Source organism: Scytonema sp. UIC 10036 (genome assembly GCF_009725235.1).
Genome location: NZ_WJFC01000283.1, coordinates 1 through 13,796, shown reverse-complemented (window position 1 = coordinate 13,796; position 13,796 = coordinate 1). Strand labels below are relative to the sequence as shown.

The window sequence follows — 13,796 nt, the reverse complement described above, 5'->3', positions numbered from 1 at the left end:
CTTTTAAAACATCCTCTAAGTTCTAGCCGTTTAGAGTATAAACACGTTTGTCTTAACCAAGAACTCTTGAAATAGTGACCGCATAGGATTTTTACAAAATCCAAATAAAAAAATTACCCATCCAAGAGGATCTTGGATGGGCATTCTAAATTATGTGGAGGGATTGGGGGCTAGGGACTAGGGACTGGGAATAAACCGCCAATCGCCAATCACCAATACCCAATCCCCTTACTTAGACTCGGTGAAATCAGCATCAATGACATCATCACCGCCACCACCTGAGGAAGCACCGCCATCAGAGGGACCGGAAGAAGCACCACCAGTTGCAGAAGCACCGCCACCTGCTTGTTGATAAATGTTGCTACCAACTGCAAAGAGTGCTTGTTGCAATTCGGGCATAACCTTCTTGATTTGCTCGTCGTCTTCCTTAGCTACGGCTTCGCGCAAGTCTTTGACCAAACCTTCCACTTTAGTCTTGTCAGCAGCTGGAACTTTATCGCCTAATTCTTCTAACTGCTTCTCAGCTTGGTATGCTAAGGAATCAGCTTGGTTCTTGCGGTCAATTTTTTCGCGACGTTCTTTATCGGCAGAAGCGTTTCTTTCAGCTTCATTCACCATGCGCTCAACTTCGGACTTATCTAGTGTAGAAGCACCAGTGATGCTAATGGATTGCTCCTTACCAGTACCTTTGTCCTTGGCGGTAACATTGAGAATACCGTTGGCGTCAATATCAAAGATCACTTCAATTTGGGGTACACCACGTGGTGCTGGGGGAATACCATCAAGACGGAAGGTACCCAAGCTCTTGTTATCATTTGACATTTCCCGTTCACCCTGGAGAACGTGGATTTCCACGTTGGTTTGACCATCCACGGCGGTAGAGAATACTTCCGACTTCTTGGTAGGAATGGTTGTGTTGCGAGGGATAATCTTGGTCATGACACCGCCCAAGGTTTCAACACCTAGAGACAGTGGTGTTACGTCTAACAACAAGATACCAGTAACATCACCACCAAGCACACCTGCTTGAATTGCAGCACCAACAGCTACAACTTCATCAGGGTTTACGCTTTGGTTGGGGTCTTTGCCCAACACGGTCTTCACTAGCTGCTGTACTGCGGGGATACGGGTAGAACCACCAACTAGTACAACTTCGTTAATATCATTTTTGGTTAACTTTGCGTCACGCAGTGCGTTTTCTACAGGAACGCGACAACGCTCAATTAAGTCAGCACAGAGTTTTTCAAACTGAGTCCTAGTCAGCGTCATATCCAGGTGTTTTGGTCCGTCCTGGGTAGCAGTGATGAAAGGCAGGTTAATTTCTGCTTGGGTGACGCTGGAAAGTTCAATCTTTGCTTTTTCTGCAGCTTCAGTCAGACGTTGCAAAGCTTGTCTGTCTTTACGCAAGTCGATTCCTTCTTGCTTTCTGAATTCTTCTGCTAAGTAATCAACGATTTTCTTGTCGAAGTCGTCACCACCAAGGTGAGTGTCTCCAGAAGTTGCTAATACTTCAAATACACCGTCACCCACTTCGAGAATGGATACGTCGAAGGTACCACCACCAAGGTCAAAGACAAGAATGGTTTCTTGGGTTTTCTTATCAAAACCGTAAGCCAAAGAAGCGGCTGTAGGCTCGTTGATAATCCGCAGTACTTCAATACCGGCTATCTTACCAGCATCTTTGGTTGCTTGGCGCTGGGAGTCGTTAAAGTATGCAGGAACGGTAATAACTGCTTGAGTTACAGTTTCACCAATATATTTGCTGGCATCTTCCACCAGTTTGCGGAGAACTTGTGCTGAAATTTCTTCAGGAGCAAACTGTTTGCCCGCTACGGGACAGTCTAATTTTACGTTGTTGTTACTGTCGCGCAACACTTTGTAAGACACTTCAGTCGCTTCATGGGTAATTTCTTCAAATTTACGTCCAATGAAGCGCTTGACTGAATAAAATGTGTTTTCAGGGTTCATCACTGATTGGCGCTTCGCAATTTGACCAACCAAGCGATCGCCATTTTTCGCAAATGCTACGACTGAAGGTGTTGTCCGAAAACCTTCTGCATTCGCAATTACTGTAGGTTTACCACCTTCCATAACTGCTACGCAGGAGTTTGTAGTACCTAAGTCAATTCCAACTACTTTTGCCATTGTAGGTGCTGGCTCCGTATAACTACAAGAAATTTAAAGAGAGTATAAAGGACTAAATTTTGAACCAACTGAGTTAAAAGCAGCCAGTCCAGCAAGAATTCCCTATGATTTGACGTACTGCTGATATATATACTGAGCCGATGTAGCCAGTCCATGAAGGGTGGTTTTCCGAACTTTGTTAGGGCGGTTATGCCTCTATACTGGTTAGCTATTACCACTTAGTGATTGGCGCTCGGCGTTCCGTCACTCATCTACTCATCTAATGTATGAGAATTAATACTGAAAACAATTAGGGTGAACCGTATCCCCCATGTGGTGTTTGCCGTCTTTGGGGATTTTGGATTTGGGATTTTGGATTTTGGATTGAGGATTGAGGATTGAGGATTTTGGATTGGGGACTGGGGATTGGGGGTTAGCGACTGACGACATGAAGATTAGGATTAAAATAAGGGAATGTATAGTTAAGATCTGAGCCGTTACTTTGGTCGTGTAATCTCTAGTTTCCGATTTTCAATCCCAAATCCCAATCCCAAATCCCCAATTCCCAATCCCCAATCCAAATCCAAAATCCAAATCCAAAATCCCAAATCCAAAATCCAAAATCCTCAATCCTCAATCCTCAATCCTCAATCCAAAATCCCAATCCCAAATCCCAAATCCCAAATCCAAAATATGGTTACCTGTCTCCTAGTTTAAAAGCTAGACTTTCGACTCCTTTAAAAATTGGTTCGGTTGAGGTCAAAAGTCGAGTCCTCCAGTCGCCTTTATCTGGAGTGACTGATATGGTATTTCGGCGGCTGGTGCGTCGTTATGCACCTGAGTCAATGATGTACACGGAGATGGTGAATGCCACGGGCTTACACTATGTCAAGCAGTTGCCCAAAATCATGGAGGTAGATCCTAACGAGCGACCAATTAGCATTCAGTTGTTTGACTGTCGCCCAGATTTTTTGGCAGAAGCAGCGGTGAAAGCAGTTGCAGAAGGTGCTGATACTGTTGATATCAATATGGGTTGCCCAGTCAATAAAATTACTAAAAATGGTGGTGGCTCTTCTTTACTGCGTCAACCAGAAGTGGCTGAGGCGATCGTTCGAGAGGTGGTCAAGACAGTAAATGTACCTGTGACAGTCAAAACCCGTATTGGTTGGAATGACAAAGAAATCACAATTCTTGATTTTGCCAAGCGGATGCAGGATGCAGGGGCGCAAATGATTACGGTACACGGTCGTACCCGCGCCCAAGGTTATAATGGCAATGCCCGTTGGGAATGGATTGAACGGGTTAAAAATGTACTTTCAATTCCCGTGATTGCTAATGGGGATATTTTTTCGGTTGAAGCTGCGCTGAAGTGCTTGGAACAAACTGGTGCAGATGGCGTGATGTGTTCCCGTGGAACTCTAGGTTACCCGTTCCTGGTTGGAGAAATTGATTACTTCCTCAAAACTGGAGAACGCTTACCCCCGCCCACTCCAATTCAGCGTTTGGCATGTGCTAGGGAACACTTGGAAGCGTTGTACGAGTACAAGGGCATTAGAGGTGTACGCCAAGCACGCAAGCACATGACTTGGTATGCTAAGGGTTTTGTTGGCGCTGCTGATTTACGCGGACAGTTAAGCGTCATTGACTCAGTTCAGCAAGGTGTAGATTTAATTAACAATGCTATTGAACTCTTGACTCAAGGTTATGAACTTGAGGAAGAAACGGCATCTGATTTTGCAATGGTTTAATGGAGAGCAGGCAGGTAGTAGGAAGTAGGAAATGAAAACGTCCCCACAAGCGAGGACATTTATACTGTGAGTTAAAACTGCTCAGTTTCACAGGTAGCCAGTTTTTAATTTGCTCCCAGTAATTTTGGCAACTCTGTATCAATCTGCTCTGGGGATATTTTTATTCGTGTTGGGCTTGCACGAAGCATATCTACATATTTATGAAAAGCTGCAGTGTCATGTGGATTGTGGCGTACATAGTCGCGTAATTCTTCTCTTGTCATATTCTCAAAATTTGATGCCGTCATATGTTAAGCCTCTTCCACAATCATGTATATGCATCTCGTTCTCTCATCTAATCGAGTCATGTTAATATCCTGTAACAAATTACTAGCTTGTACACAGACTCGATATAGTGTTTTAAGTTGGTCTATCGTTGGTTCCATCTATATTTCCAGAAAAAAGAACGAAGCTTCAACCAATTTTTCTTTCAGGCATCTTCTTAAAGCACCTTGACGCTTTGACTTGTGACAGATGATTCTACCAGATAAAATTTACAAAAATTTTGTAAAGAAATATAAAGAAGAAACAAGCATTAAAATCGGCAGATTGCAAGGCTGATAAGTCACTCACTGCGGTACTCTAGATAAAGTGAATTTATCTCCTGGCTTTACATACTTTTATTTATGACATCTGTTGTTTCCAGTTCCATACGTACAATTCGCATTGGTTCTCGTAAAAGCCAATTAGCACTCGTTCAAACCCATTGGGTACAAGAACAACTCCAGAAACGTTTCCCTGAGATTTCTTTTGAAATTCACACCATGGCTACCCAAGGTGACAAAATTCTGGATGTTGCCCTTGCCAAAATTGGCGATAAGGGATTATTTACTAAAGAACTTGAACTGGGAATGCTCGATCGGGAGATTGATTTTGCTGTTCACTCCCTAAAGGATTTGCCAACACGTTTACCTGAGGGATTGGCTCTGGCTGCTGTTACAGAACGTGAAAACCCAGCAGATGCACTGGTTGTGCATGAAAAACACAAGGATAAACAAATTGATACTTTGCCAGAAGGCGCGGTGATTGGAACTTCTTCCTTAAGACGATTGGCACAATTGCGGTATCATTTTCCTCACCTCAGTTTTAAAGATGTACGGGGAAATCTCAATACACGGATGTCTAAACTGGATGCTGGTGAGTACGATGCTCTGATTCTGGCTGTTGCTGGATTGGAACGATTGGGAATGAGCGATCGCATTCATCAAGTTTTGTCCAAAGAAGTTTCCCTTCATGCTGTAGGACAAGGGGCTTTGGGGATTGAATGCCGTGCTGATGATGTTGAATTGATAACGCTGCTCAAAGCTATTGAACATCCAGAAACACGCGATCGCTGTTTGGCAGAGCGAGCTTTCTTGCGAGATTTAGAAGGTGGCTGCCAAGTCCCCATCGGTGTAAACACAGAACTCAATGGTAATACTTTAACCCTAACAGGTATTGTTGCCAGTGTAGATGGGAAAAAACTAGTCAAAGACACGGTTTCTGGAGAGACTGAAGATGCAGAAAAATTAGGCACGGAACTTGCACAAAAGGTAAGAGAGCAAGGAGCACAAGAAATTCTCAACGAAATCTTTGCCCAAATCCAAAGAAATTCTTAATTTAATCTGCTAGCAATGTGATTAGATCAAAAGAAGTAACCGTTGTACGGCAGTAGGGTGGGTATTACCCACCAGCAATATCACGGTGAGTTATGCCCACCCTACATGTAGAGTTGATCTAGGCAGAGTCGGGGAAATACAGATTACCATGAGGATTCTATTTGTTGCGGCTGAGGCAGCTCCCGTTGCCAAAGTTGGAGGAATGGGTGATGTTGTTGGAGCACTACCCAAAATCCTGAAAAGAATGGGGCACGATGTGCGAATATTTTTGCCCTACTATGGCTACATCTCCGACAAGTTAGACGTTCCCAAAGATCCAATTTGGAAGGGATTTGCCATGTTCCAAGACTTTGCGGTATACGAAACCGCTCTGCCTGGTACTGATATTCCTTTATACTTATTTGGACATCCAGCATTTTGGCCTCGAAAAATTTACGGTGGGGAAGATGAATTCTGGCGGTTCACACTATTTGCGAATGGTGCTGCTGAATTCTGCTGGAATTACTGGAAGCCAGAAATTATCCACTGTCACGACTGGCACACGGGAATGATCCCAGTGTGGATGCACCAATCACCTGATATCACCACTGTTTTTACAATACATAACCTGGCATACCAAGGTCCTTGGCGCTGGTACTTAGAAAAAATTACTTGGTGTCCCTGGTATATGCAAGGACATAACACAATGGCAGCAGCAGTGCAGTTTGCAGATAAGGTTACCACTGTTTCCCCAACATATGCCGAGCAAATCAAAACAGCAGCTTATGGCGAACAGTTAGAAGGCTTGCTGTCTTTTATTAGCGGAAAATTATCTGGGATTCTCAACGGTATAGATACTGAAGTTTACGACCCCGTAAATGATAAATATATTGCTCAGACTTTTACACCCGATACCCTAGAAAAGCGACGAGCTAACAAAGTGGCTTTGCAGGAAGAAGTTGGTTTAGAAGTCAATTCTAGTGCCTTTTTGATGGGAATGGTAACGCGTTTAGTCGAGCAAAAAGGCATTGATTTGGTGCTGCAAATTCTAGATCGTTTCCTTGCGTATACGGATGCACAATTTGTGCTTTTAGGTACTGGCGATAGATACTATGAAAGCCAATTGTGGCAAATGGCATCTCGGTATCCCGGAAGAATGGCAACTTACATACTATATAATGATGCATTAGCTCGTCGCATCTACGCAGGGAGTGACGCCTTCCTCATGCCCAGTCGATTTGAACCTTGTGGTATCAGTCAATTAATGTCTCTACGTTACGGGTGCGTACCAATAGTCCGCCGTACAGGAGGACTAGTTGATACTGTCTCTCACCACGATCCAATGACAGAATCAGGGACTGGTTATTGTTTTGACCGCTACGAACCATTGGATCTCTTTACCTGCTTAATCCGAGCATGGGAAGGTTACCGCTACAAACCTCAATGGAAAGAACTTCAACAACGGGGTATGAAGGAGGATTTTAGTTGGTATCGCTCTGCCAAACAGTACGTGAATTTATATAGGTCAATGTACGGTTTACCACCGGAAGAAGACGAACCAATTTTACAAATACAATCAGAAACACAAATCAATGAGGAAGTTGTTGCTGCTACTTCATTACCAGAGTAAACAGTGACCAATGGCTAATGGCTAATGGCTAATGGCTAATTGCTAATGGCTAATGGCTAATGGCTAATGACAAATGACCAGTGACAAATGACCAGTGACTATTTAAGGAGGATAAAGATACAGTAAAAATACTTTAATTGCCAAACATTTCATTACGTAGGGATACAACAATGTTGTGTCCCTATGACTATTAACAATACAAACCAATACAGATAAGCCTTTCTGACTTCCAAAATCAGAATTGATGAAGGAAATGTTGCCCTAAATTAAATTTTCTGTAAACATTAGGGTTCTACTTGGGAACAATATCAAAGTGCATTCTGTTACCTGTCATTAATTAAGAAACAAAAACTTATTTTTTCCACTTGGTATTTTGGCAAGACATTCCTTCTCCGTAAATCTATAGTGGTAGCCAATATTAAGAGAACAACGGACTTACAAATTTATTCAGATGACTGAGTCAACGTTGTTGTCGTAACACTGTAACAGCAATCCTCAAAAAACACTCTGAACCATTTTTCCTCCGGGGTGGAAGCTAATGAAAAACTTAACTGTGTCTCGTGTTTGTGGTTGTGGCTTAGTTGGACTATTATCCTTTATGGTTCTGCTAGGTACAAATAATCGTGTTCATACAGAGGAAATTCAAGAGTTCGGGATTCCAGAAAATTCTGTTCCCCCCAATTCTGTTTCTCCAGACTCTGTCTCTCCAAACTCCATTTCTTCTGGGATGATTTGGCCCGCTCAAGGAGTCATTTCTCAAGGTTTTCGCAAACGGCAGCATGAAGGCATTGATATTGCAGGACCGTTTGGAACTCCCATTTTTGCAGCAGCAGGCGGTGTAGTGCTACGGGCAGGCTGGGAGGACACGGGACTTGGCAATGCAGTTAATATTCGACATCCTGATGGTCGCGTCACAGTTTACGGTCATAACCAACAAGTGTTAGTCCGCACGGGACAAAGAGTCAATCAAGGTCAGATGATTGCCAAGATGGGATCTACGGGCAATAGTAGTGGACCTCACCTGCACTTTGAAATTTATCCCAACGGTCCTCGTGCTGTCGATCCCATGCGTTTTTTACCATCTTTAATAGCTGGAAGGATACCGCCGCAAAGAATAGCAACATCTTCTCCTTATGGTAGAAGACATGATAACTCTGCTCGTGCAATGCCACCATTCATGGAAAGACAGCACGTCTCACCTTCACAATCAATGTCTGTACCAGGCGATTCTCCTGTACCAGTTTATTCTGCTGAAAATTTTGATGCTGAACCTCCTGAACCCGTTAATGCTGAATGCAGTGGGAAGACAGTGCTTGAAGGAGAAACAGGCAGCGTTCATGTCAAGGTGTGTTACGAGGACGGACAGTTTTACTACATTGGACAAAAGAAAGAAGACCCAGGTAGCCCCATTAAAATACCAGCTGAGCGCATTGGCAGACAAACCTATCAAGCAAATAATGGTAGTTTTTGGTATCGCGTCAACCCTCAAAGGGTTGAAGTTTGGCAGGATGGCAACCCTTATCCTATCCGTTCTGACAGATTTGACAGACAAAATGTTTCTGGAGGTTGAAGAAAAAATTGGGACACTGTTACCCCCTACCTCTTCCTTAAGGTTCTTAGAGTTTCGTGACAAATATTAATTTTTTTTTTCAATTTCTAAGTAAAAATTTCTACATTAAGCCCTATACTATTACATGAGTACAATCGGAGATACTCAGAATTAACACGGAAACGGGCAAGGCAAATCTCTACATCTAGCATACTTTTTAAAGAAGGAGATTTTTGTGGAATATCTTGCTTACTCTCTGCTGGATAGTACCTATGCAGAGGCGACAGAAGATGCTGAATACGATCTTCCTGAATTTCAATTCCAATTCCGTTGGAACAGACAATTCAAATCTACTTGGTTAACTCTTGCTAGCCTGGGTACCATTGGTACATTGTTTGCAATCCTGGGTCAAGTTCAGCCAGCTTCAGCTGCTTACTCTGGTCGTTATTACCAGTACTATGTAAACACCAACGGTGGCAATCTCAATGTTCGCTCCGGCCCTAGCTATGACTATCCTGTCGTTGGTAGTGTCAGAAATGGTGCGGCTCTCGCCCGAGCTGTAAGATCCAGAAACGGATTTGTTCAGTTAAGCACTGGTAATTGGGTTTCTTCTAGATGGATTAGCACAACACCCGGTTATGGAACTCGTCCCGGCTATGGTGTTGGTGGTAGATATAACAGAAACTGCTACTGCTACGGTACAGGTGGAAGATACCACCACAGAAGAGCTTCCTACGGTTACGGTGGAAGATATAGATCCGCTCGTGTAGTATACCGTCCTGTATATCGTACTGTATACGTGTACAGACCATACCGGAATGGCTACTACTCTACAGGTGGTCGCCGCTATTACAATGGCTACCACACAAACAATAGTCGCCGCTACTACAACGGTTACAGCAGATACAACAGTGGGTATTAATGCTCTCTCGTTGTCACTTAAAAATCCATATCAACTGAATTAACAAATCCTAAAACACCCTGTCTTATATATATTGTGGAAAGGCAGGGTATTTTTGTGTTGATTCTCTCTTGCCTTTGTTTTTGTGTTGCAATAGATTATACATTAGCTCTCCTGATGTTGTCATTATAACACTGTAAGAGCAATTAACCACGGATGTTTGGAACCATCTTTGTTAGGGAGAGGAAATTTATGCAAAAAGTGATAAGTTTGCGAGCATACAATTGTGGTTTGATAGTACTTATGACTTCTGCCACTCTGTTCGGTACAAGTAACCACGTTTTATCGCAAACAGCACAAGGTTCTCTTAAAAGTTCTCAAACGGCTTTCACTATTGACTTTGTTTCACCATACTCTAAGACACAACCTAAGACACAACCGAGTTCACCATTACAAAAGAAACCTGCTGCTACCTCAACAGCTAAAAATCGATACACTATTACTACAATTCTTGAAGGTGAGACCGTTAACTTTATTGTCAAAGTGTACAAGGAAAACAATCAAATATTATATGTAGGGAAATCAAAGAAAGACCCAAGTAAACCTGTAAAACTACCTGCTAAAGTTGTGGGCAAATCTAAATATCGCGCAAATAACGGTAGCTATTCGTATATTGTCAATCCTGATGGAGTCGAAGTTTGGCAAAGTGGTCGTAAAATTCGTGCCGATCGCTTCCGATTTTCTAAAGTCTTTCAGTAAGCACCTGACCAGCGATCGGTGACCAGTGACCAGTAGGCGGTTAGCTGGTCATCTTTTACCGATAAGTCTACATAGGTGGACTTTGTTTGTATAGTAGCGAATTTTATTCGCCCACTCGGTTATAAATTGCTTACGAATGATTTAGGATAGCTGTATAGCGAATATAGACTGCATCTACAATAATATCATTAAATAATTTAAAGAATTAAATGACTTTGTTACATAGCTTTTAATTTTGTTACATGAATTTGAGGGCTTAGAGATGATCTATAAAGTAAACATTAAGAAAAATGCATTTGGCGATTTAAGATTTACTTTATAAATGACCTCTTAAGGAGTACAACCTTTATGAACTTTCATACTAATGCTAGTCTTCTAGATGCTGAACAGTATAAAATTTACGAGTTTAAAGAAAATAAATCGGCAACAGTACCTGGTTATTTAGTCGTCAGTACTGCAACGCTCAATGTCGAACAAGAAAATTATATAGAACATTTACAAAAACCTACTAACCCACAATTTTTTATTCCGAGCGCCGAGCAAGATGAAACTTCAACTAAAGGAATAATTGACAAGATTGCAAGATATTTAATAGAAAGCCACGAACCAGAAATTGTCATAAATATTCATGGTTACAGTTCTACCCCTTATGATACGGAGAAGGGATGTAAAAAGATTTATGATTACGTTAATAGAAATATTGAACAAAAAAATAAATATCTTTTTATAGGATACAGATGGCCATCTGAAAATCCCATTAAAAAAGACCAGTCAGGTACCTTTCAAGAAAAGCTCGGCTATGCACTTAATGCTCTACCAATTTTACTAGCAGGTATCTTAAGTATTGGACTAGTAATTAGCATAGTAACTACACTCATTTTCCTATTTTTCAATCCATTACCGTCCGGTATTGTTCATTTCTTTACAGCTTTATTAATTCCGTCTGGAATTGCAACTTCCGCTATGATTACACTTATTCTTTTGAGAATAAGTGCTTATTTTCGTGATGTTTATAGAGCTAGTAACTATGGAATTATAGACTTAGTAGAGTTGTTAAGACAGATTGATTTTACCGTACATAGGGAAGTAAAAGACAAGCGAATTAAATTATCATTCATTGGTCATAGCATGGGGTGCTTTGTAGTCACTCATGTCATTCGCATTCTTTCTGATATTTTTGACGTTCAATCTATCAACAAAATACCTTCTTCAAATATTGGTAATGTATTTTGCTTGGGACAACTTGTTTTAGTTGCACCTGATATTCCTGTGGAAACGATTTTACCGGGACGAGCTAATTTTTTACGTTCTTCCTTGCGGCGCTGTCAGGAAGCTTATATCTTTTGTAACGAGGGCGATCTAGCTTTGAGAGTTACCTCTACAGCAGCAAATTATTTTAGTTTTCCAGCTAAAACCCGTATTAGTGGTTACAGGCTTGGTAATGTAACAGTGAGCCATTTCACTAACCAAAATGATAAAGTTGGTTACACCCCTAAATATGGAATTGTTAATTTAGTTCGAGAAGATAATGCCGATCGTTATACGTGCGATCGCCCCTATAAGTATCTAGAAATCCGCTCTTCAAATAGGGAACATAGAAAACTTGAAGAAATGAGGAAGTTTTTAGAAACTGAGTTACAGCCTGCGGATTTATTCACTTACTTTGATTGTACGGATTATAAAAATGATAAGAGTCAGGATATAGGAATTGTTAGTTTGGCTATACAAAAACCAGCTATAAACTTTTGGGATTATGTTTCTCTAACATTTGCATTTACTAGTAAAGCTAGCAAGAATGAATCTTCTAAAGGGGTTGATACCCACAGTGGTTACTTTCAGGGCGAGTTTAGCCAGCAGGCTATTTACACACTAGCCTTTTTGGGATTTCAGGGATTTCTAAATTCTTTGTTAACGCAAGAGCGGGGGGAAGAGCAAATCCGCGCTTTCTCTCAAGAGTGTCATAACAAACAGATTCAAGTCATTCTTGCACCACATCTTTATCAAAATACGCTGTGAACATTAATTTAGTATCAAAAACAGTAGATGACAGTTTATAAAGTTCGACTTATGAATTCCGATCTTGGATTGGATCGTATTATTGAAGTACCGGATGACCAATATATTCTGGATATCGCAGAAGACGCGGGTATTCGCTTACCATCTGGATGCAAACAGGGAGAATGTTCCGCTTGCGTTGCTAAGCTTGTCATTGGAGAAGTCGATCAAAGCGAGCAGAAGTTTTTGCGTCCCAATGAAATAGAGAGCGGTTACACTATTACTTGTGTTGCGTATCCCTTATCGGATTGTACTTTAGAAACTCATCAAGAAGAAGTTTTGTATAAATCGTCTCTTTACTTCAAAAACATTACAGAACCTCTGGAGTAATTAAGGTGTCAGGGCGTGTATTGCTTCTTTCATCTTGATTGTTAAGATTTTCTTTAGAAAGATTTACTTTCAAAATGTTAACTTTTTTCTACAATCTCTGCCTAAATTGTATTAAACCCCATCCAAACGGTATAACTCAAATCTGCCTTACTAGAGATGTTGAAGCATAACCCGCCGATTAAAGATGGTAATAGGACATTAAAACTCTAGTTTTGAGGTACAACCGATTATGGGCATATTTCTAACCGCACTTGCTACAGCTTTGAGTCTGCTAATTGTCGATCTCGTTGTTCCTGGTGTTAACATCGCTAATTTTCCATCTGCTATGATTGCAGCTGTAGTAATTGGTTTAATTAACGGTTCCGTTAAGCCAGTTCTATCAACTCTTTCTCTTCCTCTTAACCTTGTAACCTTGGGCGCATTTTCACTTGTTGTGAATGGCATCTGTTTTGCTCTAGCCGCATTCTTTGTTCCAGGGTTCAGCGTTCGTGGAATCATTGCTTTTCTTTTAGGTCCCGTAGTTCTTTCTTTTGCTAATACCTTCATTAACAACTACTTTGTTGAAAAAAATCTGTCTTTGAAGAGTGGTGAAGATAAAACAAAAGCTGAATTACCATCAAGCTAAATTTTCCTATCTGTTTGTAGAGACGTTGAAAATTAATTCTCTACTGAATACCGAATTAAGATAGCCCATGTGGTGGATTTAATTATTCGGTAACTTCAATAAAATGTGAGTAAAAGAGTTTAAATAACAAGTAAGAATCCTATGAAACTAGTTCGTTTTCTTCTCGGTTTGTTAGTACCTCCTTTAGGTGTTTTTCTTACAGTTGGAATTGGTCCAACACTGTTGATTAACGTTTTATTGACTCTTTTGGGTTGGCTTCCCGGTAGTATTCATGCAATTTGGGTGATTGCTAAGTATGAAGAGAAACTGAATAGAGAGGGAGAAATATACTAACAGCGATCGATGACTCTCTTCTTGCTAGAATAAAGATTGTCTAAAAATGTAGGTGGGCAATGCCCACCATTTGCTATTAGAGGATGTTTGAAAAGTTATGATTGATGTATTAAATATTTTTTACCC

Annotated in this window: 12 protein-coding genes; 10 read left to right on the top strand and 2 right to left on the bottom strand. The window is 41.1% G+C overall.

Going from position 1 to position 13,796, the window contains the following annotated elements:
* Window positions 1-228 precede the first annotated feature (228 nt).
* Window positions 229-2,145: a molecular chaperone DnaK gene (gene dnaK, locus F7734_RS56745; RefSeq protein WP_155752953.1), complete on the bottom strand. Its 1,917-nt coding sequence runs from the start codon at window positions 2,143-2,145 to the stop codon at window positions 229-231.
* A 680-nt stretch (window positions 2,146-2,825) separates the two neighbouring features.
* Between dnaK and dusB the strand changes: the two genes are divergently transcribed.
* Window positions 2,826-3,872 carry a tRNA dihydrouridine synthase DusB gene (gene dusB / locus F7734_RS56740; RefSeq protein ID WP_155752952.1) on the top strand — a complete coding sequence of 349 codons (1,047 nt, stop codon included), beginning with the start codon at window positions 2,826-2,828 and terminating at the stop codon, window positions 3,870-3,872.
* A 104-nt stretch (window positions 3,873-3,976) separates the two neighbouring features.
* On the opposite strand, the gene F7734_RS56735 is transcribed toward dusB, so the two are convergent.
* The gene (locus tag F7734_RS56735) at window positions 3,977-4,159 is read right to left on the bottom strand and encodes a hypothetical protein (protein WP_155752951.1); all 183 of its coding nucleotides are present in this window, start codon (window positions 4,157-4,159) and stop codon (window positions 3,977-3,979) included.
* Window positions 4,160-4,537: 378 nt separating this feature from the next.
* On the opposite strand from F7734_RS56735, the gene hemC reads away from it, so the two are divergent.
* The 9 genes from hemC to F7734_RS56690 all read left to right on the top strand — a co-directional run bounded on the left by hemC (window position 4,538) and on the right by F7734_RS56690 (window position 13,670).
* Entirely contained in the window at window positions 4,538-5,509 is a 972-nt protein-coding gene (hemC, locus tag F7734_RS56730) for a hydroxymethylbilane synthase (protein ID WP_155752950.1), read from the top strand.
* 148 nt (window positions 5,510-5,657) lie between these two features.
* Entirely contained in the window at window positions 5,658-7,118 is a 1,461-nt protein-coding gene (glgA, locus tag F7734_RS56725; RefSeq protein WP_155752949.1) for a glycogen synthase GlgA, read from the top strand.
* 538 nt (window positions 7,119-7,656) lie between these two features.
* Window positions 7,657-8,688, top strand: coding sequence for a M23 family metallopeptidase (locus tag F7734_RS56720; protein ID WP_155752948.1), 1,032 nt, complete (start codon window positions 7,657-7,659; stop codon window positions 8,686-8,688).
* 214 nt (window positions 8,689-8,902) lie between these two features.
* On the top strand, window positions 8,903-9,589 hold the full coding sequence (locus F7734_RS56715; protein WP_155752947.1) for an SH3 domain-containing protein: 687 nt from the start codon (window positions 8,903-8,905) through the stop codon (window positions 9,587-9,589).
* A gap of 231 nt (window positions 9,590-9,820) precedes the next feature.
* Complete coding sequence (locus F7734_RS56710; RefSeq protein ID WP_155752946.1) at window positions 9,821-10,327, top strand: hypothetical protein; 507 nt, start codon at window positions 9,821-9,823, stop codon at window positions 10,325-10,327.
* Window positions 10,328-10,675: 348 nt separating this feature from the next.
* Window positions 10,676-12,343, top strand: coding sequence for an alpha/beta hydrolase (locus tag F7734_RS56705; RefSeq protein ID WP_155752945.1), 1,668 nt, complete (start codon window positions 10,676-10,678; stop codon window positions 12,341-12,343).
* Between the two features lie 27 nt (window positions 12,344-12,370).
* The gene (locus F7734_RS56700) at window positions 12,371-12,712 is read left to right on the top strand and encodes a 2Fe-2S iron-sulfur cluster-binding protein (protein ID WP_155752944.1); all 342 of its coding nucleotides are present in this window, start codon (window positions 12,371-12,373) and stop codon (window positions 12,710-12,712) included.
* A 229-nt stretch (window positions 12,713-12,941) separates the two neighbouring features.
* Window positions 12,942-13,337 (top strand): phage holin family protein, encoded by a 396-nt coding sequence (locus tag F7734_RS56695; RefSeq protein ID WP_155752943.1) that lies wholly within the window; start codon window positions 12,942-12,944, stop codon window positions 13,335-13,337.
* Between the two features lie 141 nt (window positions 13,338-13,478).
* A complete protein-coding gene (locus F7734_RS56690) occupies window positions 13,479-13,670 on the top strand; it encodes a YqaE/Pmp3 family membrane protein (protein WP_155752942.1) in 192 nt (63 codons plus the stop codon).
* The last annotated feature ends 126 nt before the right edge of the window (window positions 13,671-13,796 follow it).

Coding starts and splice junctions, on each gene's coding strand:
- dnaK (WP_155752953.1), bottom strand. CDS start 2,145: ATGGCAAAAGTAGTTGGAATTGACTTAGGTACTACAAACTCCTGCGTA.
- F7734_RS56735 (WP_155752951.1), bottom strand. CDS start 4,159: ATGACGGCATCAAATTTTGAGAATATGACAAGAGAAGAATTACGCGAC.
- hemC (WP_155752950.1), top strand. CDS start 4,538: ATGACATCTGTTGTTTCCAGTTCCATACGTACAATTCGCATTGGTTCT.
- glgA (WP_155752949.1), top strand. CDS start 5,658: ATGAGGATTCTATTTGTTGCGGCTGAGGCAGCTCCCGTTGCCAAAGTT.
- F7734_RS56720 (WP_155752948.1), top strand. CDS start 7,657: ATGAAAAACTTAACTGTGTCTCGTGTTTGTGGTTGTGGCTTAGTTGGA.
- F7734_RS56710 (WP_155752946.1), top strand. CDS start 9,821: ATGCAAAAAGTGATAAGTTTGCGAGCATACAATTGTGGTTTGATAGTA.
- F7734_RS56705 (WP_155752945.1), top strand. CDS start 10,676: ATGAACTTTCATACTAATGCTAGTCTTCTAGATGCTGAACAGTATAAA.
- F7734_RS56700 (WP_155752944.1), top strand. CDS start 12,371: ATGACAGTTTATAAAGTTCGACTTATGAATTCCGATCTTGGATTGGAT.
- F7734_RS56695 (WP_155752943.1), top strand. CDS start 12,942: ATGGGCATATTTCTAACCGCACTTGCTACAGCTTTGAGTCTGCTAATT.
- F7734_RS56690 (WP_155752942.1), top strand. CDS start 13,479: ATGAAACTAGTTCGTTTTCTTCTCGGTTTGTTAGTACCTCCTTTAGGT.